This window comes from Lentzea guizhouensis (assembly GCF_001701025.1).
GTDB classification, from domain to species: Bacteria; Actinomycetota; Actinomycetes; order Mycobacteriales; family Pseudonocardiaceae; genus Lentzea; species Lentzea guizhouensis.
This window is the reverse complement of the sequence record NZ_CP016793.1, coordinates 2,027,114-2,052,251: the sequence shown is the minus strand read 5'-3', so window position 1 is coordinate 2,052,251 and position 25,138 is coordinate 2,027,114. Positions and strand designations below refer to the sequence as shown.

Genomic DNA, 25,138 nt, shown 5'->3' with positions numbered 1-25,138 from the left:
CGTGCGCCCGCACCACTTGCGGCGCCGCCGGGAATAGGCGGGAGAGAAGATGTCGCGATCACGGGTTGCGTGGGTGGCTTTGCCGGCCGCGCTGGCCATGACGCTCAGCGCGTGCGGCGGGGGTGGCGGTTCCACCACCTCCGAGGGCAAGGAGAACCCCGAGGGCACGGTGTCGATCTACGGCACCGAGCCCAAGAGCACGCTGTTCCCGGCCAACACGACCGAGGCCGGTGGCTCGAAGGTCACCGAGGCCCTGTTCGCGCGCCTGGTCGACTACGCGCCGGAGGACGGCAAGCCGACGAACCTCCTGGCCGAGTCGATCACGTCCAGTGACGCCAAGGTCTACAACATCAAGCTCAAGCAGGGCTGGAAGTTCCACGACGGCACCGACGTCAAGGCGAAGAACTTCGTCGACGGATGGAACTGGTCCGCGAACTCGAACAACGCCCAGCAGGGCGCCTCGTTCTTCTCGGTCATCCAGGGCTTCAAGGACGTGCACCCGTCCGACGAGGCCGCGAAGCCGACCGCGGACAAGATGTCCGGCCTCGAGGTCGTCGGCGACTACGAGTTCAAGGTCACGCTCAACGCGCCCACCTCGGTCTTCACGACGATGATCGGCTACCTGCCGTTCTCGCCGCTGCCGGACGCGTTCTTCGCGGACCCCAAGGCGTTCGAGGCCAAGCCGATCGGCAACGGCCCGCTGAAGTTCGTCTCGCGCACGCCGAACTCGCTCATCAAGCTCGAGCGCTTCGACGACTACAAGGGCGAGAAGATCCACTTCAAGACCCTCGACATCAAGATCTACTCCAGCCAGGAGACCGCCTACCAGGACCTGGTGGCCGGCAAGCTGGACTTCATGGAGGCCCTGCCCCCGTCGGCCAAGGTCGGCGAGAAGTACAAGGCGGACCTCGGTGACCAGGTGCTCACCGCGAACCTGCTGGGCCAGTCCGCGATCGCGCTGCCGTACTACGTGCCGGCGTTCAAGGACAACGTGAAGCTCCGCCAGGCCATCTCGATGGCCATCAACCGGGAGCAGATCACCAAGACCGTGCTCGCGGGCTCGTACACGCCGTCCGACGGCTGGGTCTCGCCCGGCATCAACGGCTACCGCAAGGGCGTTTGCGGCGAGTTCTGCACGTACAACAAGGACAAGGCGAAGCAGCTCTTCCAGGAGTCCGGCTTCACCGGCAAGCTGACCATCCAGTCCAACCAGGACGGTGGCCGCAAGGAGCCGCTCGAGGCGGCCTGCAACAGCATCAAGGACGCGCTGGGCGTCGAGTGCGAGTTCGTCGGTGCCACCAACTTCGGTGCGTTCCGCCAGATCGTCGACGGCAAGCAGCTGACCGGCATGAGCCGTTCCGACTGGTCGGCCGACTACCCGTCGATCGAGAACTTCCTCAACCCGCTGTACCGCACCGGTGGTTCGTCGAACGACTCGAACTTCTCGAACCCCGAGGTCGACAAGCTCCTGGAGCAGGCCGACGGCACCGCGGACGAGGCGGCCGCGATCAAGCTGTACCAGCAGGCGGAGGACATCATCGCGAAGCAGATGCCGTCCATCCCGACCTGGAACGAGAAGGGCATCGGCGGCCGTTCCAAGAACCTGCTCGCCGCCAAGCTGACCTTCAAGCGTGACGCGGACCTCGCGTCCTTCCGCGTCAAGGGCTGACAGCCGAACACCCGCTGAGCAACACGCAGTATCCGGCCTCGCGTCCACCCAGCGTCACGGGCGCGGGGCCGGAGCGGTGTTCAGGCTCAGACGCCCCCCACCACGCAAGGAGCCGACCTCATGGGTCGCTATGTGCTGCGCCGTCTGCTGCAGCTGATACCGGTCTTCCTGGGGACCACCTTCCTGATCTACGCCCTCGTCTGGGCGATTCCGCAGGACCCGTTCGCCGGCAAGTGCGGCCAGCGTCCGTGCGACCCGTCCTACATCGCCGAGATGAGCGAGAAGCTCAACCTGAACGACCCGCTGGTGATCCAGTACTTCAAGTACCTGGGCAACCTGGTCGTCGGTGACTTCGGCACCACGTTCAACGGCGTCTCCGTCGGTGAGCAGATCGCCACCTCCTGGCCCATCACGCTGAAGATGGGCCTCATCGCGCTGGTCATCGAGGCGATCATCGGCATCATCGCCGGTGTCCTCACCGGTCTGCGCAAGTCCGGCTTCCTGGACAACCTGGTCCTGGTCTCGACGCTCTTCCTGATCTCGCTGCCGGTGTTCGTCACCGGTTTCGTGCTGCGCCTGTACCTCGGCCCGCAGGGCTTCGACCTCATGGACACCTCGGTCAGCTCCGACCCGACGTTCGGTGAGCTGATCCTGCCCGGCTTCGTGCTCGGCAGTCTCTCGATGGCCTACGTCGCCCGCCTGAGCCGCAGCAGCATCGTGGAGAACCGCCGGTCCGACTACGTGCGCACCGCGATCGCCAAGGGCCAGCCGCAGTCCCGCGTCGTCGGCGTCCACCTGCTGCGCAACTCGCTGATCCCGGTGATCACGTTCCTCGGCACCGACCTCGGCAGCCTCATGGGCGGCGCGATCGTCACCGAGGGCGTCTTCAACATCAACGGCATCGGCGGCCTGATCTTCCGCGGCATCCAGGAGAAGGAAGGCGTCATGGTCACGGGCATCGTGACCCTGCTGGTGCTCGTCTACCTGCTGATGAGCCTGCTCGTCGACCTCCTGTACGCCGTTCTCGACCCGAGGATTCGCTATGAGTGACCCAGGATCCGTGTCCGGTGGAGCCGGACTCGAGGCGTCCGCGGCGGCCGGTGTCGACCAGCTGAGCCACGTCGACGACTCGTCGCAGAAGCAGCGCAAGCCCCGTTCGCTCTGGAGCGACGCGTGGGGCGAGCTGCGCACCAAGCCCACGTTCATCATCTCGCTGGTGATCATCGCGGTCGTCGTGCTGATGGCGATCTGGCCGACGCTGTTCACGTCGGTCGACCCGCGCGCCGCGAACCTCGACAAGTCGCTGCAGCCGCCGTCGGGTGACGCGTGGTTCGGCTACGACCTGCAGGGCTACGACGTCTACGCCCGTGCCATGCACGGCGCCCGCGCATCGCTGCTCGTCGGCATCTTCGCAACCCTGCTGACCGTGCTGATCGGCTCGACCGTCGGCATCATCGCCGGGTACGCGAAGACCTGGCTCGACAGCCTGCTGTCCCGGTTCGCCGACATCTTCGCCGGCATCCCGTTCGTGCTCGGCGCGATCGTCATCCTGACCACGCTGAACGCCCCGACCGAGAACCCCGGTGTGGTCAAGATCGTCACGCAGGTGGTGCTCTCGATCGCGGTGCTGTCGTGGCCGGTCGCGATGCGCATCATGCGTTCCGCGACGCTCGTGGCCAAGCAGCAGGACTACGTCAAGGCGGCCCGCGGTCTCGGCGCCTCGCCGATCCGCATCGTGTTCCGGCACCTGCTGCCGAACACGGTCGCCCCGGTGCTCGTGTACGCGACGATCGCGCTGGGTGCCTTCATCGGCGCCGAGGCGACGCTCGCGTTCCTCGGCATCGGCCTGCGCCCGCCGGTCGTGTCCTGGGGCGTGATGATCTCGGAGTCCCGCGACTACTTCCAGGCGGCACCGCACATGCTGCTGTTCCCCGCGGGCTTCGTGACGATCACCGTCCTGGCCTTCGTCATGCTCGGCGACGCCGTGCGCGACGCACTCGACCCCAAGTCCCGATAGGGGAGATCTCGTGACTCAGCCACTGCTGGAGGTCGAGGATCTCCACGTGGAATTCCGCACCCGCGACGGTGTCGCGAAGGTGCTCAACGGCGTGAACTACCACGTCTCCGCCGGTGAAACCCTCGCCGTGCTGGGCGAATCCGGTTCCGGCAAGTCCGTGACCGCGCAGACGATCATGGGCATCCTGGACATGCCGCCCGCGTTCATCACCAACGGCACGATCAAGTTCCGCGGTGAGGACCTGCTGACCAAGTCGGCGGAGGACCGCAGGCAGGTCCGCGGCGAGGGCATCGCCATGATCTTCCAGGACGCCCTCTCGGCGCTGAACCCGGTCTTCACCGTCGGGTTCCAGATCGAGGAGCAGCTCAGGGTCCGCCGCGGCATGTCCAAGGCGGACGCCCGCAAGCGCGCGGTCGAGCTGCTCGACCAGGTCAAGATCCCGAACGCCAAGGGACGGGTCAACGACTACCCGCACCAGTTCTCCGGCGGCATGCGGCAGCGCGCGATGATCGCGATGTCGCTCGCGCTCGACCCGGAGCTGCTGATCGCGGACGAGCCCACCACCGCGCTGGACGTCACGGTGCAGGCCCAGATCATGGACCTGCTCGCGGAGATCCAGAAGGAACGCGACATGGGCATGATCCTGATCACCCACGACCTCGGCGTGGTCGCCGACGTCGCGGACCGGATCTCGGTCATGTACGCGGGCCGCATCGTCGAGCACGCCGACGTCTACGAGCTGTTCCGCGCGCCAGGACACCCGTACACCGAGTCGCTGCTGGAGTCGCTGCCACGCGTGGACCTGCGCGGCCAGGAGCTCAAGACGATCAAGGGTCTGCCGCCGTCGCTGACCAACATCCCGCCCGGCTGCCCGTTCAACCCGCGCTGCCCGCGCGCGTTCGACCGGTGCGTGACCGAGGTCCCGGCCGTGCACAACCTCGGCATGGGCCGCACCAGCCGGTGCCACATCGCGGAGGAGGTCGTCGCTCGTGGCTGAGCCGATCCTCGAGGTCGAGAACCTCGTCAAGCACTTCCCGGTCCGCGTCGGTGTGCTGTTCAAGCGCACCGTGGGCCACGTCAAGGCCGTCGACGGCGTCTCGTTCTCGCTGCAGAAGGGCGAGACCCTGGGCGTCGTCGGCGAGTCCGGCTGCGGCAAGTCCACCCTGGCCCAGGTGCTGATGCGCCTGGAGCCGCCGACCTCGGGCCTGGCGCGGTTCGAGGGCCGCGACATCTTCAGCATGAAGGGCGCGGAGCTGCGCAAGCTGCGCCGCGACATCCAGATCGTGCTGCAGGACCCGTACACGTCGCTGAACCCGCGCATGACGGTCGGCGACATCGTCGGTGAGCCCTACGAGATCCACACCGAGGTCGCGCCGAAGGGCTCGCGGCAGCGGAAGGTCCAGGAGCTCCTGGAGACCGTGGGCCTCAACCCGGAGCACATCAACCGGTACCCGCACCAGTTCTCCGGCGGCCAGCGCCAGCGCATCGGCATCGCCCGCGCGCTGGCGTTGAAGCCCAAGGTGATCGTGTGCGACGAGCCGGTGTCGGCCCTGGACGTGTCGATCCAGGCGCAGGTCATGAACCTGCTGGGCGACCTGCAGACCGAGATGGGCCTGTCGTACGTGTTCATCGCGCACGACCTGTCCGTCGTGCGGCACCTGTCGGACCGCGTCGCGGTGATGTACCTCGGCAAGATCGTGGAGATCGGCACCGAGGAGCAGATCTACGAGCACCCGACCCACCCGTACACCCAGGCGCTGCTGTCCGCGGTGCCGGTGCCCGACCCGACCCAGCGCGGCCGCCGCGACGTCATCCGGCTGACCGGTGACGTCCCGTCACCGCTCGACCCGCCGTCGGGCTGCCGGTTCCGCACGCGGTGCTGGAAGGCGCAGGACATCTGCGCCACGGAGGTGCCGGAGCTCGTCGTGCGGGCGGCCGGCCACCCGTCGGCCTGCCACTTCGCCGAGGAGCGCGCGGTCGTCTGACCGCTCGTCCCGAAGTGCCTGCGGGGCGCTTGCGCACTCCCCCGAGGGGTGCGGAGGCGCCCCGCTGGCGTTCGAGCTCCGCTCGTGGTGCGCTGGCCCGTGCGACCCGCTGCCTATAGTGCGCGGCATGGGGACGTACGTGGGGGTGCGCGGCTGGCTCGAGTTCACGCATGAGCAACGTGCGGCGGTCGAGGAAGTGCTGGCCGCCCACCGCCACGACCCGTACTCCGACGGCTGGGCGGTCCCGGCGAGGCCCTTCAACTGGACGCTCTACGTGTCCCACGGCGGTGACGTCCGCGCGCCGTCCGTGGACTGGCTGCGCTCGCAGGTCGCGGAGCTGGCGTTGCTCGCGGACTCCGACGGGGACCGGCCGGTCGGCTTCTTCCTGCTGACCGACGAACGCCGCCACGCGACGGCGTGGACCGTGCGTGACGGCGTCGCGCACGAAGGTGCGGCGCCGGAGGAACTCCGCGGGTTCGCCTAGGGCCGGCTCAGGTTGGTGAGCGACACGCCGGGGGCGACCTCGTGGGTGCCGGTTTCGACGAAGCCGCGCTTGCGGTAGAGCTGGAGCGCGGGTTCGTTGCGCGTGCCGGTGCTGACGAGCTGGGGACCGGCGGGCAGCGCGTCGAGCAGCTTCGTCGCGATCCCCCGGCGGTGCGCACGCGGGTGCACGACCAGCCGGTGGATGTCCACAGTGGACCCGTCGAGCACGTACGAGACCGCGCCCACCAGACCTTCCTCGTCGTACAGCCCGAGGAACGTCTCACCGCACGCGCGCAGTTCGTCCGGTGACTCGTGCAGCGGCGGGATGCCGTCGAAGCCGATCAGCTCGGCCTCGACGGCGTACGCCAGCCGTTGCACCGTCCACAGCTCGTGCAGGACGGTGTCGTCGGTCAGGTCCAGGATCACGTGTTCGAGGAGTTCCTGACGAAGGCCGCGAGGTCCTCCGACTGCTGGATCCGGCTGGGCTCGTGCACGTACATCATGTGGCCGGCCGGGTAGTAGGCCGACTCGATGTTCGCGGTGAGCTCCTTCGGGATCTGCAGGTGCGCGATGAGGTGCTCGGCGGCGAAGTACGGCGTGGCGCCGTCGTACCAGCCGAACGCCACGTGCACCTTGAGGTGCGGGTTCGAGCGCATGGCCGCCGAGAGCTTGCCGGCCGTGGTGACGTGCCTGCCCTCGAACTCCTTGTAGGACCACTGCTCGATGACCCGCGACAGCACCTCGTAGGGCAGGTCGCTGGAGTAGCCGAGCTCGGCGCGCACGTAGTGGTTGAGCACCGCCGCGTACGGGCCGAGGATCGCGTCGATGGACGGGTCCGCGGAGATCTCCTCGCGGCCGTAGTCCTTGTCCCACCCGGTGAAGCGGGCGTCGATGCGGCCGACGGTCCTGCGGTCCTTGCGCAGCAGCTCGGTGAAGAACCGGATGTGCTCGATGCGCAGGTCGACCGCGTCGACGTACTCCTCGGACAACCCGGTGAGCGCGGCGATCTTGCTGATCGCCGCGGCGCGCTCGTGGTCGGGCAGGCGGTTGCCGCGGGCCAGCGCGTACGGGTAGTCGCGCGAGGCGAACTCCTCGGCCTCGGCGAGCACCTCCTTGAGCGGCCGGTCGCCGTGCAAGCCGTGGTAGTGCGCGATCGCCGCGTAGGTCGGCAGGTAGAGCGTGTAGGCGAGGTCGTGGCCCTCGTTGAACTGCAGCGTCGCGAAGTCCAGCACCGAGGAGATCAGCATGAGCCCGTTGAGGTACATGCCGTGCTTCTTCTGCAGGTGCTCGGCCAGCCCCGCGGCCCGCAGCGTGCCGTACGACTCGCCGCACAGGAACTTCGGCGACATCCAGCGCCCGTTGCGCGCGGTCCACAGCCGGATGATCTCGGCGATGGAGTCGATGTCGGGCTGGTAGCCGTGGTAGTCACCCGGCTTCTGCCCCTCCGCGGCCCTGGAGAAACCCGTCGACACCGGGTCGATGAACACCAGGTCGCTCTCCGCGAGCAACGTCTCCTCGTTGTCCGCGATCCCGTACGGCGGCGGCGTGAGGTTGCCGACATCGCCGCTGAGCACCCGGCGCGGCCCGAGGAGACCCATGTGCAACCACACGCTCGCACTGCCGGGACCACCGTTGAACGCGAACGTGACCGGCCGCTTCAACGGGTCGGCGCCGTCGAGCGTGTAGGCGGTCAAAAACACCTCGGCCTTGGCCTTGTGCCCCTCGAAGACGCCGTCCTTGAGCACCTCCTCCTTGAGCACGACACGCCCGGCGGTGGCGGTGTAGCCCAGCTCCCGGCCCTTGACGGTGATGCTGTGCTGAGTGGTGACCAGATCATCGGCAGGAGACACTGGCTTCTCTTCGGTCTTCTCCTCGGACATGGGAGCAACACTACGGAACTCGACGATCGAATAACGTCCTGCCGAGCCTGCCCGCGCCTGGTCGCCTGGCGCGAGACCGCCGCGCGCGTGAAGCGGGCAGCCTTCCGCGACCAGGTCTACTGGGGCCGCCCGGTCCCCGGCTTCGGCCCGATGGACGCCTCCGTCCTCATCGTCGGCCTGGCCCCCGCGGCCCACGGCGGCAACCGCACGGGCCGCATGTTCACCGGCGACGCGTCCGGCGACTTCCTCTTCCGCGCCCTGTACGAGGTGGGGTTGGCGTCACAGCCCACGAGCGTCTCCCGCGATGACGGCTTGGAGTTGTACGGCGTTCGGATGGCGTCGCCGGTGCGGTGTGCGCCGCCGGAGAACAAGCCGACCACGGAGGAACGCGACCGGTGCTTGCCGTACCTGCGGGAGGAGATGTCGCTGCTGCCCAACCTGCGGTCGGTGGTGGTGCTGGGCGGGTTCGGGTGGAAGGCGTTCCTGCCGTTGGTGAGTGATTCGCAGGTGAAGTTCGGGCACGGGGTGGAGGTGGAGGCCGGTGGGTTGCGGGTGTTCGGGAGTTATCACGTTTCGCCGCACAACACGTACACCGGCCGCCTCACTCAAGAGATGCTGCAGGAGGTGCTGCGCAGGGCCAGGGACGTGTGACTGCACCGGGCGCCTCGGAGGTGTTCCGGATACGAGCCGTTTCCGTGTGCAGTGGAACGGCGAGGTACGCGGAACACCCGCAGTGAACCGCTGACCTCCTGGAGGAGCTCCACCGCCTCAAAGGCGCGGATGACCGGCCGACAAACGTGTTGACCAGGCGGCCTCCGTCGCCGACATTCCCTGAATGGGACAGCGCGCGAACTACGCGGTCGTCGGCGAACCACACCTGTACTCGTCCCGGCACGCCGCGATCTCCCTGCTGGAGGACTTCGCAGCCGGACCCGACGAGGCGCTGGCGTTCGTGCGCGCCCAGGACCGGACGGACGACTGGTGGGACGACATCTGGTGCGAGGGCGCGGCGGTGATCGATCCCGCCGACCACGTCCTGCTCCTCTTCACCTGGCACCACGACGGCGTGGTGGACCGAGCGCGGCACCTCGCCGGGATCCGGGCGGCCTGGGAGGGCTGGCGGGTCCGGTGGGCGTACGGCGGTGTCGAGGACGTGGTGGCGTACCTGGGCATCGACCGGTTGACCGTGCGCACCGAACGGCACCGACCGGTGCTGCGGCCAGGAGCGGCGGACGACCTGGACCTCACCACCTGCCTGCTCACGGTCCGCAACGGCGACGGACTGCGCGCCTACCGGGTGGCCCACCTCTTCTGCGAGCCGCTGTGGGCCGGGCCGGAACTGCTCGACGTGCTGGCCGCGGAGCGAACGGTGTCCAGCTGGGAGCGGTTGTCGAAGGACGACGTAGGACCTGATCTCGGAGTGCACATCGACCTCGCACGCCGTGAGCTCGGTTTCTGGACGGCCACGACCTACAACGGATCGCTGGCCGACATCGCGGCGTGCTGGCCGGGGTGGCGCGTCGAGTTCTGGGAGGACCGCCACGAGGAACACACGCGGAGGTGCGGTGCGGACTTCGCGATGTACAGGTTCGAGGGAACCTCGTGAGCAAGTTCAGCCTGGTGCAGGTGCTGCCCGCCGAGGGAACGCAAGGTGATGCCGCACCGTCGGGTCTTGCTCCAGCCCTGCTCGATCGGCGCCTCGCAGCAGCCGCACCGGAACTGCCGCAGCTGGCGGCCGTCGACGGACATCGTCAACGTCACGCCCGTCAAGTCAGCGGAATGATCAGCGAACGAAGCGAGAAACGGCCAGGACCGTGCGACGCTGACCGGCATGAGGTGGTGGCGCGTAGGTGTGGCCGTCGCGGCGTTGCTGGTCGTGGTCGCCGCGGCGAGCGGGACGTCGCCGGTGCGGTTCGTGCCGCGCACGGACGACTCGCCGCCGCGGCCCGCGGACAACTCGCTGCCGGTCGACCTGCAGGCGCCGGGCGAGCTGCCGGACCTGCTCGCGGTGCCCTTCACGGTGTTCCTGGTGGTGCTGATGGGGCTGGTCCTGTTCGGACTGGTCGGGATCGTCCTCGCGGTCGAGCTGCCGCGGTGGCGCCGGCGCCGGGGCACGCGCGGGGTCGAGGTCGGTGAGACAGTCCAGCACGAGCAGGCCGTCGTCCGGCGCGTCGAGAAGGCGTTGCAGGAGTTCACCGCGCACCCGGACCGGGCGCCGAAGGACGCGGTCATGGCGGCCTGGCTGGCGCTGGAGGAGACGCGCACGCGCAAGCCGCACGAGACGGCGACGGAGTTCACGCAGAGTCTTGGCGTCAACGCGGACGTGCTCAGGAACCTCTACCAACGTGCGCGCTTCGGGCATGAAGAGGTCACCGCGCGGCAGGCCGACGAGGCCAGGGACGAGCTCGGCCGGATCATCAGGGAGCTCGCATGAGGACCGTGCTCGCGCTCGCCGTCGGGGTCGTCATCGGCGTGCTGCTGTGGTGGCTGGGGGCCACGCCGCTGTGGGCCACCGTGCTGGCCGTGCCGCCCGCCGCGTTCGCCGTGCTGGTCACCAGGCTGCCCAGGGCGACGGACGTGGTGTGGAGTGCGGGGCCGCAGGTGCCGGGGTCGATCAGCACCGCGCACGCCAGCACGCTCGCCAGCCGGCTCGAGGAGGCGGCGGAGAGCCGGGCCAAGTACGACGAACGGTTCCGCGCGCGGTTGCGCAGGCTCGGCATCGACGCCGACCGCCTGCCGGCCCCGGACGAGCTTGCGGAACGACTCAGGAGGGTCGAGTGAAGTTCTGGTCCACCGGCACGTACGGCGTGCAGGCGCCGCTCACCGACGAGGCCGTCCGCGACGCAGAGAAGATCCTCGGCGTGCGGTTGCCGGAGGCGCTGCTGGAGCTGCTGCGCGTGCAGAACGGCGGCATCGTGGTGCGCGAGCGGTCCGCGTTCCCGACGGCCGAACCGACCTCGTGGGCATCGGACCACGTCCCGTTCGACTCGGTGATGGGCATCGGGAGGGTGCCGCGCACGTTGTCGTTGCTCGACACGCCCTACCTGGTCGGGGAGTGGGGGTTGCCGTCGCCCGTGGTGCTGCTGACGGGGGACGGGCACACCTGGGTCGCGCTGGACTACCGGGAGTGCGGGCCCGAGGGCGAGCCGTCGGTGGTGTGGCTGGACGCCGAGCTCGAGACGGAGTCGCCGCTCGCGCCCGACCTCCGCTCGTTCCTGGCCGGCCTGGTGCCGGCCGAGGACTTCGACTGAAGATCAGGAGGGGCGAGTGACGATCGAGCTGGAGGCCAAGGCCGTTCTCGACGGGATCGGCGAGGTGGTGGTGGGGCGCGGCCGGACGGTGCGGCTCGCGCTCGCCGCCGTGCTCGCCGGTGGGCACGTGCTGCTGGAGGACGTGCCGGGGCTGGGCAAGACGCTCATCGCCCGGTCGCTCGCGCAGGCGCTCAGCCTCGACTTCCGGCGCCTGCAGTGCACGCCCGACCTGCTGCCCGCGGACGTCACCGGGTCGTTCCTCTACGACCCCGGAACGCGCGAGTTCGAGTTCCGCGAGGGGCCGGTGTTCACCGGGCTGCTGCTCGCCGACGAGATCAACCGCACGCCGCCCAAGACGCAGTCCGCGCTGCTGGAGGCCATGCAGGAGCGGCAGGTCACGGTGGAGGGCCGCACGTTCGCGCTGCCCAGGCCGTTCCACGTGCTGGCGACGTCGAACCCGGTGGAGTACGAGGGCACCTACCCGTTGCCGGAGGCGCAGCTCGACCGGTTCCTGGTGCGGCTCGACATCGGCTACCCGCCGGTGGACGAGGAGGTCGAGGTCCTGCGCAGGCGCATCGCCCGGCAGCGCGAGGACGCCGAGGTGCCACCGGTGCTGGCGGCGGGCCGGCTCGCCGAGCTGCAGCAGGAGCTCGAACAGTCCACTGTGGACGACGATCTGCTGCGGTACTGCGTCGACCTGGCCCGCGCGACCCGGCAGCACCCGGTGGTCGAGGTCGGTGCGTCACCGCGGGGCGCGCAGGGACTCGTGCTGGTCGCTCGCGCCCTGGCCACTCTGGACGGACGCGGGTACGTGCTGCCCGAGGACGTCAAGGAGTGCGCGGTTGCCGTTCTCGCGCACCGGCTCGTGCTCAAGCCGGAGACCTGGACGTCCGGCGTGAGCGGGGTGCAGGTCGTGACCGAGCTGCTCGGCAGGGTGCCGGGCCCGCCGAGCGCATGAGCAGGGCCGACAAGATCCGCGAGGCGTTCGCCGCCTCCCACGGCGCGCACTGGCACGCCACGGACGCCTACGCGCGTGCGGTGTGGCTCGGCGTCGGGCTGGTCGCGGCCGGGTTGTTCCTGCACGAGGTCGAGTTGGTCCTGTTCGGCGTCCCGCTCGTGCTCTCGGTGCTGCTCGCGACGAAACCCCGGGCCAAGCCGGCGGTCGAGGTGCGGCCGGTGCCTCGCGGTGCGGGCGCCGGGCTCGTGCACACCGTCGCCCACGTCGAGGGCGCGGACGCCGAAATCGCCGTCGTCAAGCTGCCGAAGGGGACCACCGCGCTCCCGGCGGACGTGCCCGACCTGCCCGTCGACGTCCGCCGCGACGCCTGGGGCCCCGGCGTCGACCTGCGCCTGGACCACCTCTTCGCCGGACCGGACGGCCTGCACGTCTACGGCCCGGTCGTCGGCGTCGAGCACACCCGCACGATCCTGCCGCCGGTCGAGCACCACCCGGCGGGCCCGCTGCCACCCCGTCCGGCCGGCCTGGTCGGCATCCACCGCTCGCCGCGCCGGCGACTCGACCGAGCTGCGCGACATCAGGGCGTTCCAGCCGGGCGACCGGCTGCGGCGGATCGACTGGCGCGTCACCACCCGCACCGGCACCGTCCACGTCCGCGAGCGGCACGCCGAGGCCGACGCGGAGGTCGTCCTGGCGCTCGACACCAGGTCCGACCTGGGCGCGGACGTGGCCGAGTGGTCCTCGGTCCGCTACGGGGCCGCCACGCGCCCGGACGGCAGCCTGGACCTCGCGGTGCGCAGGGCCGCGTCAATGGCCGCCGGGTACCTGCGGCAGGGCGACCGGGTGGCGTTGATGGACCTGGGCCGGCCGCAGCTCAACGTGCGGTCGGGGGTCGGCCGCCGCCACCTGATGCGCATCCGCACGCAGTTGGTCGTGTGTGCGCAGGCCGCCGGGTGGGCGTCGAAACCCGCGTTGCGCAAGCTCCCGCACGGCTGCGTGGTCGTGTTGCTGTCGCCGTTCATCGACGACGACATCGCGGACCTGGCCGTGCAGACGGTGAAGCACGGGCACATGGTGCTGGCGGTCGACACGCTGCCGGCGCCGCTGGAGCCCGACCGCGAGACGCCGTGGGGTGAGGTGGCGGCGGAGCTGATCGCCGCCGAGCACCGGGTGCGGCTGCGGCGGATGGCGCGGCACGGCGTGAGGGTGGTGAGCGGATGCTGATGCGACTCGCGATCGTGCTCGCCGCGCTGCCGGTGGCCGTCATCCTCAACGCCGAGGCGGAGTCCATCGCGCCGTTGGTCATCGTCGCGGCGTTGACGGCGTTGTCGGTGTTCATGCCGGCGAGCGCGGGACCGGCGTTGCTGATCGGGTACGCGGCGCTCGCGATGGCGTTCGGCGACGGGCACCCGTTGCGGGCCGGGGTGCTGGTGATGATCCCGTTGTTGCACCTCGTCCACGTGACGTCCGCGCTCGCGGCGGTCGTTCCGGTGAAAACGAGAATCGAGCCCGCTGCGCTGAAAGCACCAGCACGCCGGTTCGCCATTGTCCAGGCGATCACATTCGTTCTCGCGGGGTTCGCCGCGTTCATCCCATCAGGGCCGAACATCGGACTCGTGGAGCTGCTCGGGCTGGGCGCTCTGACGGTGCTGATCGCGGTCGTCGCACTGAGGATCTGAACCGTTCCTCTCAGCGAGAACAGGCCGATCCGGCCGCAAGGCGCAGGTCAGTGCCCGGGGTGTCCGGCATCACCCGGCGACGGCCGTCACAACGGCCCCTCCGGACGCGCGAAAAATGGGGTCGTGGTGCAACCATATGTGTATGGCTGCTGTGAAGTCGCAACCCACGCGAATCGTCATTGTCGGCGGTGGGTACGTCGGGATGTACACGGCTCTCGGACTGCAGAAGAAGCTGCGTTCCGGTGAGGCGTCGGTCACCGTCATCGACCCGCAGCCGCACATGACCTACCAGCCCTTCCTGCCTGAGGCGGCGGCCGGCTCCATCGAGCCGCGCCACGTCGTCGCCCCCCTGCGCAAGGTGCTCAAGCGCTGCCACGTCGTCACCGGCCGCGTCACGAAGATCGAGCACGCGCGCAAGATCGTGACCGCCGAGCTGTCGGACGGCCACGTCGAGGAGATCGAGTACGACGTGCTCGTCTCCGCGCTGGGTGCGATCTCCCGCACGCTCCCGATCCCCGGCCTGGCCGAGGTCGGCATCGGCATGAAGACGATCGGCGAGGCGATCTACGTCCGCAACCACGTGCTGTCGCGCCTGGACCAGGCCGCGAGCACCAACAACGCGGACCTGCGCAAGAAGCTGCTCAGCTTCGTCGTCATCGGTGGCGGCTTCGCCGGCATCGAGACGCTCGCCGAGCTCGAGGACATGACGCGGTATGCGCTTCGGTACTACGAGGGTGTCAAGCCGGAGGAGATGAACTGGGTCCTCGTCGAGGCCGCCGGGCGGATCATGCCCGAGGTCTCCGCGAAGCTCGGTGCGTGGACGGTCGAGGCGCTGGAGAAGCGCGGTATCAAGATCTACCTCGACACCCGCGTCAAGTCGCTGGAGAACGGCCACGTCGTCCTCGACGACGGCACGGAGTTCGACTCCGACACGATCATCTGGACCGCCGGCATGAAGGCGAACCCGGTGCTGCGCAACACCGACCTGCCGCTCGACGAGCGCGGTCGCGTCCGCTGCACCGCCGCCATGCAGGTGCAGGGCCTCGAAGGCGTGTGGGCCGCCGGTGACTGCTCCGCAGTGCCGGACCTCTCGCGCACCGACGAGGACCCGACGGCCACCTGCGTGCCGAACGCGCAGCACGCCATCCGCCAGTCGAAGCTGCTGTCCAAGAACATCGTCGCGTCGCTGCGCGGCCAGAAGCCGAAGGACTACTTCCACAAGTACCTCGGCTCGGTCGCCGGCCTCGGCCTCTACAAGGGCGTCGCGGACGTGTTCGGCCTGCGCTTCAAGGGCGTGGTCGCGTGGTTCATGCACCGCAGCTACCACGTGATGTTCATGCCGACCGTCAACCGCAAGCTGCGCGTGCTGATGGACTGGACGCAGGCGTTGTTCTACGGCCGCGAGGTCGTGGCACTCGGTCAGATCAACGACCCGAAGTCGGACTTCGACCGCGCGGTGCAGAGCTGACGGTTCACGTCAGTTGAGCCGAACGGCTGACGTTCACTCGCTGTGAGTGTGAAGATGCCCCGGACGAGCCCTCGTTCGGGGCACTCTTATGGCCCAGAGGCGGAACTTGAGCGCCCAACCGGAGTAAAGCTCCGCGGGTCGCCTTGACATTGCGTTACGTGAACCTGAGACTACGGCTGGTGCATCACCTGAATGCGTGATGCGCCTGTGTGGGGAGAGAGGTGATCCCGATGTCTCTCGAGGAGCTGGCCGCACAGCTTCGTCGTGGCGAGATCGAGGACCCCGCGTTGGCGCAGTACGCCGCAGAGTACGCGCAGGCGGGGAAGAGTTTCCGCAGCAAGAAGGACGATTGAGCAGGTCGGCTGACGGGCGGGTGCCTGGTGCCCCGTCCGAGGCTGCCAGGCCGCTGCTGCTGCAGGGCCAGGACTACCTCTTCCGCTCTCCTCCGAAGTGCCTGGACTTCCAGGAACAGGTCCACCGCCTCGGCATGGTCGACGAGGGCGACGGCAACCCCCAGCCCTGCGTGCTTGTTCTCGCGCGCGCCGCGGACATGGAGATGAACGAGCTCTCCATCGCTCTGGCCGAGCGCGGCATCCGGATGGCCCGCATCGACGCCGACCGCTGCGTCGACCTGCCGCTCTCCGTCTACACCGACCAGCCCCTGATCGAGCTCGACCGCTGGCTGCTGCGCCCGTTGCTGGTCTGGCGCCGCCACTTCGAGCTCTCCGCCATCCCCGTCGAACCGGGCACCCTCGCCGGCGCCTACGCGGTCGACCAGTGGGCCTCAGTGGCCAACTGGCTGTCCTCCCGCTCCGACTGGGCCCACGTGAACCCCTCGCGCTTCTCGACGCACCTGGACCGTCTCACGCAGCTTTCCGACGCCGCCGCCTTCGGCCTGCGCGTCCCCCGCACCGCCGTGACGACCCGCCCCGGCCGCACCCGCCCCGGCGGCGGCCACTGCATCGTCAAGACGGCGGGCCGCCACCTCCTCGAACCCCGCCCCGGCGTCCAGCACGGCCTCTTCCCCCGCCCGCTGGAGACCTCCCGCGCCTCCGACGCCCCCGAACCGGCCCCGGTGATCGTCCAGGAGTACGTCCCCTCCGACACCGAGCTGCGCGTCTTCGTGGTCGGCGAACGCTGCATCGCCTACCAGGTCGACAAGCTCGACCCGGCCCAGCTCTGGGTCGACCCGGACGCCGTGCGCGTCACCCCGACCTCCGTCCCGACGTCGCTGTCGGACCGCCTGCTGGCCCTCGCCCGCCACTGGCGCGTCCAGGTGGCCGCCTTCGACCTCCTCGTCACCGGCCGTGACCACGTCTTCCTGGAGATCAACGTCAACTGCGACTGGCGCTGGTTCGAACACCGCGCCGGCGACAACTCGGTCTCCGCCGCCGTCCACGACTGGGTCGCGCTCCGCTTCAAGGAGCTGCTCGGAGCGGGGAGGGCACGCTGATGTTCGGGTCCGTTCGATGCTTAGCCGGATGCTCGCTCTAGTCCAATTCACTGGGCCGCTCGGGCGAGAAACGACCATCCGCTCACACAAGCCGACGATCAAGGCCTAGGCTCCCCGTCGCCCCCGTAGCCCAATCGGTAGAGGCAGGTCCCTTAAAAGGATCACAGTACGGGTTCGAATCCCGTCGGGGGCACCATGCTTCACCCGGACGAACATGGTGCTGACCAGCGCAAGCGTGGTTTGAAGTTGATCTTGTAACTGTCGGTGACACTCATTCGTCACCGATGTTCCGCGCCGCCGGCAGGTCAACGCGCCTGGGCTGGTTCGACCTCCTCCACGCACGCGAGCAGCGACCTCGTGCGCTCACTGGGCGGTGCCCCGGACACCGTGCCGCTCAACAGGTACGTGTCACCCGCCGACGCGTCCGAAGGCGGAGCCAGCGTCACCACCAACGTCGCGTCGTGGGCGTCGCACACGTACAGCCCGCGGCCCACCCTGTTGGTCGAGCAGCCGAGCGCGCGCAGTCGTCGCAGTACGGCGCACAGCGTCGCGTGTGCCTCCTCCGGGCGTGCGCGGAACGTCGTCACTGAGGTGCCGGTGGCGCCGATGAACATGAACCGAATCGTGCTGCCCTGACGGCGCTCGCGCGTGCTGCGTCAGCCCTTCGAGCGACCGTTGGCCGCCGCGGAGCAAGCCTTTTGGCAATCCTTTCGCTCGCCGCTACGGCATTCGGGTGTCTGCGTCACTCTTTCGGTAACACGTGACGAAAGGAGTCATACAACCAGGTCACGAGTGTTTCGAAACGAAAATAAGGGGGCGCAGGGGGATGCCGAACCTGATCGTGACCGAGAACCAGCTGCCGGGGAGCCCGAAGTCGGAGTGGGACGGCATCAACGCCGCCGTGCCCGCCGACCCGAACATCGCGGGCTTCACGACGCGGCTGAGCGTCAACAAGGGCCAGACGATCGATTTCAAGATCCACACCAACTCCTCGAACTACCGGATCGACATCTACCGCCTCGGGTACTACGGGGGTGCCGGGGCGCGGAAGGTGCACTCGATCCAGCGCAACACACCGTCGGTGCAGCCCGCGGCGTTCAAGGACAACGGCACCGGGTTGTGGGACGCGTCGAACTGGTCGGTGACCACGTCGTGGGCGGTGCCGGCGAGCACGGTGTCCGGGGTGTTCCTCGCGAAGCTGGTGCGCCAGGACGGCACGCCGGGGGCGAGCCACATCCCGTTCGTGGTGCGGGACGACGGGGCTCAGCGCGACATGGTGTTCCAGACCGCGGACACCACGTGGCACGCCTACAACGGGTGGGGTGGCGCGAACCTCTACGGCGGCGAGCCGGCGTCCGGGAGGCCGGAGGGCCGGGCGTTCAAGGTGAGCTACAACCGGCCGTACAGCACGCGTGTCAAGGACGGCGGCACGTTCGCCGGGCCGCAGGACTTCGTGCTCAGCGCCGAGTACGCGATGATCAGGTGGTTGGAGCGCAACGGGTACGACGTCGCGTACGTGACCGGCGTCGACGTCGGGCCGGGCAACTACGACCTGACGAACCACGACGTCTACCTCTCGGTCGGGCACGACGAGTACTGGTCGCGGGAGCAGCGCGAGCACGTCGAGGCGGCCAGGGACGCGGGTGTGCACCTGTGCTTCTTCAGCGGCAACGAGGTCTACTGGAAGGTGCGCTGGGAGCCGGACGTCGGCGGCACGCCCAACCGCACGCTGGTCTGCTACAAGGAGACCAGGAACGTCGCCAAGCTCGACCCGAGCCCGGAGTGGACCGGCACCTGGCGCGACCCGGCGTTCTCGCCGCCGTCCGACGGTGGTGCGGCGGAGAACCGGTTGACCGGCACCAGCTTCTCCGTCGACTCGCACCAGGCCGACCGCATCGAGGTCCCGGCGAGCTGCGGCAAGCTGCGGTTCTGGCGCAACACCGGGATGGCGCTGCTGCCGCCGGGCCAGACCGGGTTCATCGAGGACGGCGTGCTCGGCTACGAGTGGGACGAGTCGCCGGACAACAGGTTCCGGCCGCCGACGCTGATCAAGCTCTCGCAGACGAACCGGTTCATCACCCAGAGGTACCTCGTCGACTACGGGTTGACGACCGGGGACGGCAACGCCACCCACCACCTGACGCTCTACAAGGCGCCCAGCGGTGCGCTGGTCTTCGGTGCGGGCACGGTGTTCTGGTCGTTCGCGCTCGACACGGTGCACGACTACACGAGCTCCGACCAGAACATGCCCGCCGTCCCCGAGGACCGCGACGCGCAGCAGGCGACGGTGAACCTGTTCGCGGACATGGGGGTGCAGCCGGAGACGTTGCAGGGCAACCTGACGCCCGCCACCGCCTCGACGGACACCACGCCGCCGGTCACGGTGATCACCTCCCCGGCGAACGGCGCCACGCTCACGCAGCAGGCGCAGGTGACGATCAGCGGCACCGCGAGCGACGCCGGTGGCATCGTCGCGACCGTCGAGGTGTCCACCGACAACGGCCAGACCTGGCGCGTTGCGACGGGAACCACGAGCTGGTCGATCAACTGGTGGCCGCAGCTGCCGGGCACGTACACGATCAGGGCGCGGGCGATCGACGACAGCCTCAACGTCGAGAACGGTCCCACGCGCACGGTCACCGTCACCCCCGCGGGTTCCGTGCGGCTCTTCCAGCCGACGGACGTGCCGTACGGGTTGCGCACGCACGACCAGAACCCCGTCGAGCTCGGCATGCGGTTCTCGGTCAACACACCGGGTTCGGCCACCGCCCTGCGGTTCTACAAGAACCCGTTCAACCTGGGCACGCACGTCGGCCGGCTCTACAACGCGAGCGGCACGAAGCTCGCCGAGGTGACCTACCTGGGCGAGTCGGCGAGCGGCTGGCAGCAGGTGGACATCGCGCCGATCGCGCTCAACCCCGGCGAGACCTACACGGTCACCGTGCACACGGCGAAGTTCTACAACGTCGACTACAACTACTTCCACGTCCCACGCACGTGCGGCGCCGTCACCGCACCCGCCGACGCCGGCGTCTTCCGGTACGGCACCGGAACCATGCCCACCGAGTCGTTCCTGAGGTCCAACTACTGGGTCGACGTGGTGTTCGCGCGGGCCGGTGGCGCGGGCACCCTGCCGCCCACCGCGGTCGGCAACAGCGGCTTCACCACACCGGCCGGCACCGCGCTCACCATCCCGGCGGCGACATTGCTGGCCAACGACTCCGACCCCAACGGTTACCCGATCTCGATGGTCTCGGCCGGATCCGCGACCGGCGGCACGGTGAGCTTCAACTCCGGCACGCAGAACGTGACCTTCACGCCCACCGGCGGTTTCTCCGGTTCCGCGAGCTTCCAGTACACGATCACCAACGGGTTCCTGCAGGCGTCGACGACGGTCAACCTCAGCGTCGGCGTCCCGCTGGTCACCCAGTCGCTGTTCACCCTCAGCGACACACCGGCCATGCAGAACTCCAACGACAACGGGCCGGTCGAGCTCGGCGTGAAGTTCCGCTGCACCGTGCCGGGCGCGAACGCCACGGGCGTGCGGTTCTTCAAGGGCACGCTCAACACCGGCCCGCACTCCGGCCGGTTGTGGAACGCCACCACCGGCGCGTTGCTCGCGACGGCCACGTTCAGCGGCGAGTCGTCGAGCGGCTGGCAGAGCGCGAACTTCCCGGCGCCGGTGCCGCTCACCCAGAACCAGCTCTACATCGTCTCGTACCACACGACGACGAAGTACTCGGTGACCGAGAGCGGTCTCGCGGCCGACCGCGTGAGCGGTCAGCTCGTCGCGCCGGCGAGCGGAAGTGCCGGCGGCAACGGCGTTTTCACCTACGGCGCCGCCGGTGGCTTCCCGGTGTCGTCGTCCGCCTCGGCCAACTACTTCGTCGACGTGGTCGCCGCGGTCCCGGCCCAGCCGCAGGTCCCGGTCTCGTTGTTCGGCCCGTCGGACGTGCCCGCGATCGTGAACTCCGCCGACGTCGGCCCGGTGGAGCTGGGCGTCAAGTTCCGCACCACGTCCGCGAACGCCACCGCCACGGGAATCCGGTTCTACAAGGGTTCCCTGAACACCGGCACGCACGTCGCCCACCTGTGGAACGCCACCACGCAGCAGCTGCTCGCGACGGCGACGTTCAGCGGGGAGACGGCGAGTGGCTGGCAGCAGGTGAACTTCGCGAGCGCGGTGCCGTTGACGCCGAACACCACCTACATCGCCGCGTACCACACGACCACGCATTACTCGGTGACGAACGGCTACTACGGCAACGCCAGGGTTGTCGGCTCGCTGTCGGCGCCGTCGAGCGCGAGCGCGGGCGGCAACGGCGTGTTCGCTTATGGGCCGGCGGGGTCGTTCCCGGCGTCGAGCGTCGACTCGACGAACTACTGGGTGGACGTGGTCGTGCAGTCGGGGTGAGCCCTACCAGGTGGGACGGGCGGTGACGCCACCGTCGACCACCAGGTCGTGGCCGGTGATCCACGCCGCCAGGCCGGAGGCGAGGAACACGCAGGCGTTGCCGACGTCCTCGGGCGTGCCGAGGCGGTGCAACGGGGCGGCGTCGTGCCAGCGCGCGACGCCGTCCGGCCACTGCTCCTCGATGCCGGGGCGGGCGATCAGGCCGGGGGAGACGGTGTTGACCCTGGTCCGCGGCCCGTACTCGAGCGCGGCCGAGCGCGCGTGCATGATCAACGCGGCTTTCGCGGCGCTGTAGTGGGCGTGGCCCGCGGCCGGGTTGCGTCCCTCGATCGAGGCGACGTGGGTGACCGAGCCGCCGTCGGGCAACAGCTGGGCAGCGGCCTGGGTGACGGCGAACGCGCTCGTCAGGTTGCTGTCCACAACGGACTGCCAGGTCTCGACCGTCATGCCCGGCAGCGGTTCCACCGGCTGCACCCCGGCGCTGTTCACGACCGCGTCGAGCCGGCCGTGAGCGCTGACGGCGTCGGCGAGCACGCGCCGGGCGTCGGTGCGCAGGTCGCCGTCCTCGAGTCCGAGGTGGCGCACGACCCGGGCACCGGCCACCTCGAAGCGCGCGGCGACGCCGACCCCGATCGTGCCGCCCGCACCGGTGACCAGGACGACCCGGCCGCTGAGATCGATCACGAGACGATGCCTTCCAGTCGGTGGCGGAGCCAGTCGACGATCTCACCCCGGCCGGCCACGAAGCCCGGCGCTCCCAGCGCGTCGCCGCCGACGTGGTGGAACACGCCACCGGCCTCCCGCACCAGCACCGCGCCCGCCGCGACGTCCCACGGGTGGATGCCCAGGTTCGCGGCCGCGTCCGCCCGTCCCGCCGCCACCCAGGCCAGCGACAGCGCCGTCACGTAGACCCGGCGCACGTCCGCCACGGCCAGCAGGTCGGTCAGCAGCTCGATCTCGCCCTCGTACGGGCTGCCCGGCAACGGGACGTCGGTCAGCACCACCGGCCGCGGGCTCGGTCCGGGCGGGATCACCAGCCCGGCCGACCGCACCGTGAACGGCACGCCCTGCGCCGCGGTGAACAGCTCGTCGCGGAACGGGTCCAGCACACAGCCCGCCACCAGCTCGCCGTCCACCGCCGCGGCCACCGAGAGGCACGCGAGCGGCAGCCCGCGGACGAAGTTGCGGGTGCCGTCGATCGGGTCGACGTACCAGGTGATCCGCGCCCGCTCGGCGCCCAGCTCCTCGCCGACGACCGCGGAACCCGGCACGTCCAGTGCCCGCCGCAGGAACGCCTCCACCGCCAGGTCGGCGCTGCTGACCTGGTCGAACGAGCCCTTCGCAGCCACGTCGACCGGCAGCTCGTGCAACAGCTTCGCACCGTCGACGCAGGCACGGGTGGCGAGCGCGAGCAGTTCCTCAGGGGTCACGGCCCCATTGTGATCGGTCACAAACACGACCGGCTGACTCTGGACAACGTCCCACCCGCCCAAGTGACCTGAGCCACCACGATGAGCAGACCTGACGACGACGTTGGAGGTTCGGGATGCGGATCGTGGCCGGGTTGGCTCTGGTGGCGGGTTTGGTCGCCGGAACAACCACCGCCCAGGCGGACACCCTCGAGTACGTGGCACTGGGCGACTCGGCAGCGGCCGGTCCGCTGATCCCGGACCAGGACCCGGCGCTGTGGTGCCTGCGTTCGGACCGCGACTACCCGCGGGTCGCGGCGGGACTCCTCGGCGCCCGGCTCACCGACGTGACCTGTTCGGGCGCGAAGACCGACGACTTCGCCGGTCGCCAGTTCGGGTTCGTGCCGCCGCAGCTCACCGCGCTCAAGCCGTCGACCGACCTCGTGTCGCTGACGATCGGCGCGAACGACATCGGCCTGTTCCAGACCGCGCTGAGCTGCATCAACCTGCTGCCTGAACCGGTCGGTACCTCGTGCAAGGACCGCTACACCGCCGGAGGTACCGACCAGCTCGCGAAGGCCGTCGACGCGTGGGCGCCGGAGCTCGGCGCCGCGCTGGACGAGGTCAAGCGCCGCTCGCCGGACGCGAAGGTCCTGGTCACCGGCTACGGCACCTACATCAGGCCGGGCGGCTGCTACCCGCGCCAGCCGGTCTGGAGCCGGGACGGCGACTACCTGCAGAGCGTCATGAACCGGATCAGCGCCACCGCCAGGTCCGAGGCGCACAAGCGCGGAGCGGCCTACGTGGACTTCGCCGCGGTGACCGTGGGCCACGACATCTGCGCCGCCCCCGCCGACCGCTACCTGGAGGGGCTGGTCCCGACGACCGTGGCGGCTCCGCTGCACCCCAACGCGGCCGGGATGGCGGCGTTCGGGGCGGCGGTGGCCAAGGCCGCGAGGTGATCGCGTGGGTGCTCGCGGCGGGGCTGGTCCTGGGCCCAGCCGCGAGCACGCATCACCGACCGCCAACCGCAACCACCACGACCCCGGCGACGGGCTCCAGCGGATGAACCGAGCGCACCGGACCCGTGGCTCGTCGGCGCGAGGCCACGACGTCGTCACGCGCCACGACGGGGTCGTCACGCCGTACCGGTCGCAGCTCCTCGACGGCGGCCGCAACGTCGTGCTGCAAGACCTGTGCGCCAACGACTTCGCCGACCGCCTGGCACTGGCGTTCGACCACGTGGCACTGCGCGAGGTGCTCAACGCGCTCGACCCGCCGAACGCCCGCGCACCCGACTGCTCACGGCCGGTCTGGCCGCTCGTGGGTGGCTGACCGCGCGGCCAGGGCGGCCGTCAGCAGCGTGACGTGCTCGATCCGCGTCGGGTCGAGGCCGGTCAGCTCCGCGACCCGGCGCAGGCGGTAGTCGACGGTGTTCGGGTGCACGTGCAGCTCGGTGGCGGCCGGCCGGCGCGACCCGCGCCGCAGGTAGACCTCCAGCGTCTGCACCAGCTCCTCGGTCAACGGCGCCACCACCGCCGCCAGCGGTGCGAGCGCCGCGCTCGGCCGGGACAGCTGGTACTCCAGCAGCACGTCACCCAGCCGGTAGAGGCCGGGCCCGGATCGCACGGCCACGGCGAGCACCTCCTTCGCGAGCCCGGCGGCCGCGACCCGGAGGGTGGGGCCGCGACCGCCGCCACCGTCAGCTCCACCCGGCGGCCCGCGCCGCGTCCGCCACGACCCGCTCCACCCGGTCGTCCTCACCGGGCAGCAACGCGATCCCGCCGCCGGTGGTCAACGCCGACAGCACCGGTTCCCGGCTGTGCCGTTCCAGCTCCGTCCGCAACCGCCGCAGCTTCCGCCGCGCCGCCACCGAGGCGTCCACCCCGGCCAGCAGCTCGTCGGGATGGGGCGGCACGTGCACCGCCAGCACCACGTACGGCCCGGCCGTCGCCACGCTCCCGTCGAGCAGCCCGGCCAGCAACGTCTGCCGCGCCGACCGCTCGTCGTCGAACATCGTCTGCCGCTCGTCGAGGTACCCGGCGCTCACCACCGGCGTCACGACCTGCAGGTAGCGCATGGCCAGCGCGTTGAGCGCCAGCACCTCGCCGATCTCCTCCGGCCTCGCCTCGGGCACGAGCACGTCCCAGACCACCTGGATGCCCACGTGGTAGGCGGTGAGCACCACGTCGATCGGCACGCCCTCCTCGGCCCGCCTGGCCGCCGACTCGCGCAGGAACCGCAGCTCGTCCCCGGACGGCAGCGTCCCGGTGCGCAGCACCCCGGCGAACGCGCGCAGGGTCTGCTCGATCACCCGCGTGATGTCGCCCGCGAGCTCCTCACCGGGCAGCTGCCGGTACGCCGGCACCCGTTCGGTGATCTCGGCGAGCACCTGCCGGGTGAAGGCGGGCAGCTCGGTCAGGAGGCGGTCTGCCAGCGGACGGCCGCCGATCACGAAGGACATCCGCCGAT

General features: G+C 69.8%; 27 protein-coding genes and 1 tRNA gene. 21 read left to right on the top strand and 7 right to left on the bottom strand.

What is annotated here, in order from left to right:
* Positions 1-49 precede the first annotated feature (49 nt).
* The 6 genes from BBK82_RS10270 (at position 50) to BBK82_RS10245 (ending at position 6,155) form a co-directional block, all read left to right on the top strand.
* Positions 50-1,669 carry a peptide ABC transporter substrate-binding protein gene (locus BBK82_RS10270; protein ID WP_065914792.1) on the top strand — a complete coding sequence of 540 codons (1,620 nt, stop codon included), beginning with the start codon at positions 50-52 and terminating at the stop codon, positions 1,667-1,669.
* 120 nt (positions 1,670-1,789) lie between these two features.
* Positions 1,790-2,719, top strand: coding sequence for an ABC transporter permease (locus tag BBK82_RS10265; protein WP_065914791.1), 930 nt, complete (start codon positions 1,790-1,792; stop codon positions 2,717-2,719).
* Positions 2,712-3,686, top strand: coding sequence for an ABC transporter permease (locus BBK82_RS10260; RefSeq protein WP_065914790.1), 975 nt, complete (start codon positions 2,712-2,714; stop codon positions 3,684-3,686). The genes BBK82_RS10265 and BBK82_RS10260 overlap by 8 nt, the downstream gene beginning before the upstream one ends.
* Positions 3,687-3,696: 10 nt before the next feature.
* A complete protein-coding gene (locus tag BBK82_RS10255; protein WP_065914789.1) occupies positions 3,697-4,683 on the top strand; it encodes an ABC transporter ATP-binding protein in 987 nt (328 codons plus the stop codon).
* Positions 4,676-5,671, top strand: coding sequence for an ABC transporter ATP-binding protein (locus BBK82_RS10250; RefSeq protein WP_065914788.1), 996 nt, complete (start codon positions 4,676-4,678; stop codon positions 5,669-5,671). Before BBK82_RS10255 ends, BBK82_RS10250 begins: the two co-directional genes overlap by 8 nt.
* 127 nt (positions 5,672-5,798) lie before the next feature.
* Complete coding sequence (locus BBK82_RS10245; protein ID WP_065920957.1) at positions 5,799-6,155, top strand: hypothetical protein; 357 nt, start codon at positions 5,799-5,801, stop codon at positions 6,153-6,155.
* On the opposite strand, the gene BBK82_RS10240 is transcribed toward BBK82_RS10245, so the two are convergent.
* On the bottom strand, positions 6,152-6,580 hold the full coding sequence (locus tag BBK82_RS10240; RefSeq protein WP_065914787.1) for a GNAT family N-acetyltransferase: 429 nt from the start codon (positions 6,578-6,580) through the stop codon (positions 6,152-6,154). The two genes, BBK82_RS10245 and BBK82_RS10240, sit on opposite strands and share 4 nt — an antisense overlap.
* Positions 6,577-8,034 (bottom strand): S10 family peptidase, encoded by a 1,458-nt coding sequence (locus BBK82_RS10235; protein WP_065914786.1) that lies wholly within the window; start codon positions 8,032-8,034, stop codon positions 6,577-6,579. The genes BBK82_RS10240 and BBK82_RS10235 overlap by 4 nt, the downstream gene beginning before the upstream one ends.
* A gap of 30 nt (positions 8,035-8,064) precedes the next feature.
* On the opposite strand from BBK82_RS10235, the gene BBK82_RS10230 reads away from it, so the two are divergent.
* The 12 genes from BBK82_RS10230 to BBK82_RS10175 all read left to right on the top strand — a co-directional run bounded on the left by BBK82_RS10230 (position 8,065) and on the right by BBK82_RS10175 (position 17,039).
* On the top strand, positions 8,065-8,685 hold the full coding sequence (locus BBK82_RS10230) for a uracil-DNA glycosylase (protein ID WP_065920956.1): 621 nt from the start codon (positions 8,065-8,067) through the stop codon (positions 8,683-8,685).
* Between the two features lie 184 nt (positions 8,686-8,869).
* A complete protein-coding gene (locus tag BBK82_RS10225) occupies positions 8,870-9,640 on the top strand; it encodes a hypothetical protein (RefSeq protein WP_065914785.1) in 771 nt (256 codons plus the stop codon).
* A gap of 225 nt (positions 9,641-9,865) precedes the next feature.
* Complete coding sequence (locus BBK82_RS10220; RefSeq protein ID WP_154697226.1) at positions 9,866-10,468, top strand: DUF4129 domain-containing protein; 603 nt, start codon at positions 9,866-9,868, stop codon at positions 10,466-10,468.
* Positions 10,465-10,815 carry a hypothetical protein gene (locus BBK82_RS50085; RefSeq protein WP_065914783.1) on the top strand — a complete coding sequence of 117 codons (351 nt, stop codon included), beginning with the start codon at positions 10,465-10,467 and terminating at the stop codon, positions 10,813-10,815. The genes BBK82_RS10220 and BBK82_RS50085 overlap by 4 nt, the downstream gene beginning before the upstream one ends.
* Positions 10,812-11,285 (top strand): SMI1/KNR4 family protein, encoded by a 474-nt coding sequence (locus BBK82_RS50080; protein ID WP_065914782.1) that lies wholly within the window; start codon positions 10,812-10,814, stop codon positions 11,283-11,285. Before BBK82_RS50085 ends, BBK82_RS50080 begins: the two co-directional genes overlap by 4 nt.
* Positions 11,286-11,301: 16 nt before the next feature.
* Positions 11,302-12,243, top strand: coding sequence for an AAA family ATPase (locus BBK82_RS10205; protein ID WP_065914781.1), 942 nt, complete (start codon positions 11,302-11,304; stop codon positions 12,241-12,243).
* 228 nt (positions 12,244-12,471) lie between these two features.
* Complete coding sequence (locus tag BBK82_RS47385; protein ID WP_071812563.1) at positions 12,472-13,467, top strand: DUF58 domain-containing protein; 996 nt, start codon at positions 12,472-12,474, stop codon at positions 13,465-13,467.
* A complete protein-coding gene (locus BBK82_RS10190; RefSeq protein ID WP_065914778.1) occupies positions 13,461-13,922 on the top strand; it encodes a hypothetical protein in 462 nt (153 codons plus the stop codon). Before BBK82_RS47385 ends, BBK82_RS10190 begins: the two co-directional genes overlap by 7 nt.
* Positions 13,923-14,064: 142 nt before the next feature.
* Positions 14,065-15,390, top strand: a complete 1,326-nt coding sequence (locus BBK82_RS10185; RefSeq protein WP_065914777.1) for an NAD(P)/FAD-dependent oxidoreductase — start codon at positions 14,065-14,067, stop codon at positions 15,388-15,390.
* 230 nt (positions 15,391-15,620) lie between these two features.
* Entirely contained in the window at positions 15,621-15,743 is a 123-nt protein-coding gene (locus BBK82_RS55765) for a hypothetical protein (protein WP_255353474.1), read from the top strand.
* Positions 15,740-16,843, top strand: coding sequence for an ATP-grasp domain-containing protein (locus BBK82_RS10180; protein WP_083267901.1), 1,104 nt, complete (start codon positions 15,740-15,742; stop codon positions 16,841-16,843). The genes BBK82_RS55765 and BBK82_RS10180 overlap by 4 nt, the downstream gene beginning before the upstream one ends.
* Before the next feature lie 119 nt (positions 16,844-16,962).
* Positions 16,963-17,039: transfer RNA gene (locus BBK82_RS10175), tRNA-Leu, on the top strand.
* A 109-nt stretch (positions 17,040-17,148) separates the two neighbouring features.
* On the opposite strand, the gene BBK82_RS10170 is transcribed toward BBK82_RS10175, so the two are convergent.
* On the bottom strand, positions 17,149-17,457 hold the full coding sequence (locus tag BBK82_RS10170; protein ID WP_065914776.1) for a hypothetical protein: 309 nt from the start codon (positions 17,455-17,457) through the stop codon (positions 17,149-17,151).
* Positions 17,458-17,669: 212 nt separating this feature from the next.
* Between BBK82_RS10170 and BBK82_RS10165 the strand changes: the two genes are divergently transcribed.
* On the top strand, positions 17,670-21,257 hold the full coding sequence (locus BBK82_RS10165; RefSeq protein ID WP_065914775.1) for a DUF4082 domain-containing protein: 3,588 nt from the start codon (positions 17,670-17,672) through the stop codon (positions 21,255-21,257).
* Between the two features lie 3 nt (positions 21,258-21,260).
* Here the strand turns inward: BBK82_RS10165 and BBK82_RS10160 are convergent, their stop codons facing one another.
* Positions 21,261-21,941 carry an SDR family NAD(P)-dependent oxidoreductase gene (locus BBK82_RS10160; RefSeq protein WP_065914774.1) on the bottom strand — a complete coding sequence of 227 codons (681 nt, stop codon included), beginning with the start codon at positions 21,939-21,941 and terminating at the stop codon, positions 21,261-21,263.
* Positions 21,938-22,687 (bottom strand): inositol monophosphatase family protein, encoded by a 750-nt coding sequence (locus tag BBK82_RS10155; RefSeq protein WP_065914773.1) that lies wholly within the window; start codon positions 22,685-22,687, stop codon positions 21,938-21,940. Before BBK82_RS10155 ends, BBK82_RS10160 begins: the two co-directional genes overlap by 4 nt.
* Before the next feature lie 116 nt (positions 22,688-22,803).
* On the opposite strand from BBK82_RS10155, the gene BBK82_RS10150 reads away from it, so the two are divergent.
* Positions 22,804-23,628 (top strand): SGNH/GDSL hydrolase family protein, encoded by an 825-nt coding sequence (locus BBK82_RS10150; protein ID WP_083267899.1) that lies wholly within the window; start codon positions 22,804-22,806, stop codon positions 23,626-23,628.
* A 4-nt stretch (positions 23,629-23,632) separates the two neighbouring features.
* Positions 23,633-24,001, top strand: coding sequence for a hypothetical protein (locus BBK82_RS10145; RefSeq protein ID WP_154697224.1), 369 nt, complete (start codon positions 23,633-23,635; stop codon positions 23,999-24,001).
* Here the strand turns inward: BBK82_RS10145 and BBK82_RS53920 are convergent.
* Positions 23,969-24,301: a helix-turn-helix domain-containing protein gene (locus BBK82_RS53920; RefSeq protein WP_237048119.1), complete on the bottom strand. Its 333-nt coding sequence runs from the start codon at positions 24,299-24,301 to the stop codon at positions 23,969-23,971. The two genes, BBK82_RS10145 and BBK82_RS53920, sit on opposite strands and share 33 nt — an antisense overlap.
* Before the next feature lie 67 nt (positions 24,302-24,368).
* Positions 24,369-25,130 (bottom strand): RsbRD N-terminal domain-containing protein, encoded by a 762-nt coding sequence (locus BBK82_RS10140; protein ID WP_237048118.1) that lies wholly within the window; start codon positions 25,128-25,130, stop codon positions 24,369-24,371.
* Positions 25,131-25,138: the final 8 nt, after the last annotated feature.

Excerpts from the sequence above, each read along its gene's own strand:
- BBK82_RS10260 (WP_065914790.1), top strand. The coding sequence starts at position 2,712 with ATGAGTGACCCAGGATCCGTGTCCGGTGGAGCCGGACTCGAGGCGTCC.
- BBK82_RS55765 (WP_255353474.1), top strand. The coding sequence starts at position 15,621 with ATGTCTCTCGAGGAGCTGGCCGCACAGCTTCGTCGTGGCGAGATCGAG.
- BBK82_RS10165 (WP_065914775.1), top strand. The coding sequence starts at position 17,670 with ATGCCGAACCTGATCGTGACCGAGAACCAGCTGCCGGGGAGCCCGAAG.
- BBK82_RS10265 (WP_065914791.1), top strand. The coding sequence starts at position 1,790 with ATGGGTCGCTATGTGCTGCGCCGTCTGCTGCAGCTGATACCGGTCTTC.
- BBK82_RS10245 (WP_065920957.1), top strand. The coding sequence starts at position 5,799 with ATGGGGACGTACGTGGGGGTGCGCGGCTGGCTCGAGTTCACGCATGAG.
- BBK82_RS10235 (WP_065914786.1), bottom strand. The coding sequence starts at position 8,034 with ATGTCCGAGGAGAAGACCGAAGAGAAGCCAGTGTCTCCTGCCGATGAT.
- BBK82_RS10150 (WP_083267899.1), top strand. The coding sequence starts at position 22,804 with ATGCGGATCGTGGCCGGGTTGGCTCTGGTGGCGGGTTTGGTCGCCGGA.
- BBK82_RS10190 (WP_065914778.1), top strand. The coding sequence starts at position 13,461 with ATGCTGATGCGACTCGCGATCGTGCTCGCCGCGCTGCCGGTGGCCGTC.
- BBK82_RS10220 (WP_154697226.1), top strand. The coding sequence starts at position 9,866 with ATGAGGTGGTGGCGCGTAGGTGTGGCCGTCGCGGCGTTGCTGGTCGTG.
- BBK82_RS10225 (WP_065914785.1), top strand. The coding sequence starts at position 8,870 with ATGGGACAGCGCGCGAACTACGCGGTCGTCGGCGAACCACACCTGTAC.
- BBK82_RS10270 (WP_065914792.1), top strand. The coding sequence starts at position 50 with ATGTCGCGATCACGGGTTGCGTGGGTGGCTTTGCCGGCCGCGCTGGCC.
- BBK82_RS10170 (WP_065914776.1), bottom strand. The coding sequence starts at position 17,457 with ATGTTCATCGGCGCCACCGGCACCTCAGTGACGACGTTCCGCGCACGC.
- BBK82_RS10140 (WP_237048118.1), bottom strand. The coding sequence starts at position 25,130 with ATGTCCTTCGTGATCGGCGGCCGTCCGCTGGCAGACCGCCTCCTGACC.
- BBK82_RS10185 (WP_065914777.1), top strand. The coding sequence starts at position 14,065 with ATGGCTGCTGTGAAGTCGCAACCCACGCGAATCGTCATTGTCGGCGGT.
- BBK82_RS50085 (WP_065914783.1), top strand. The coding sequence starts at position 10,465 with ATGAGGACCGTGCTCGCGCTCGCCGTCGGGGTCGTCATCGGCGTGCTG.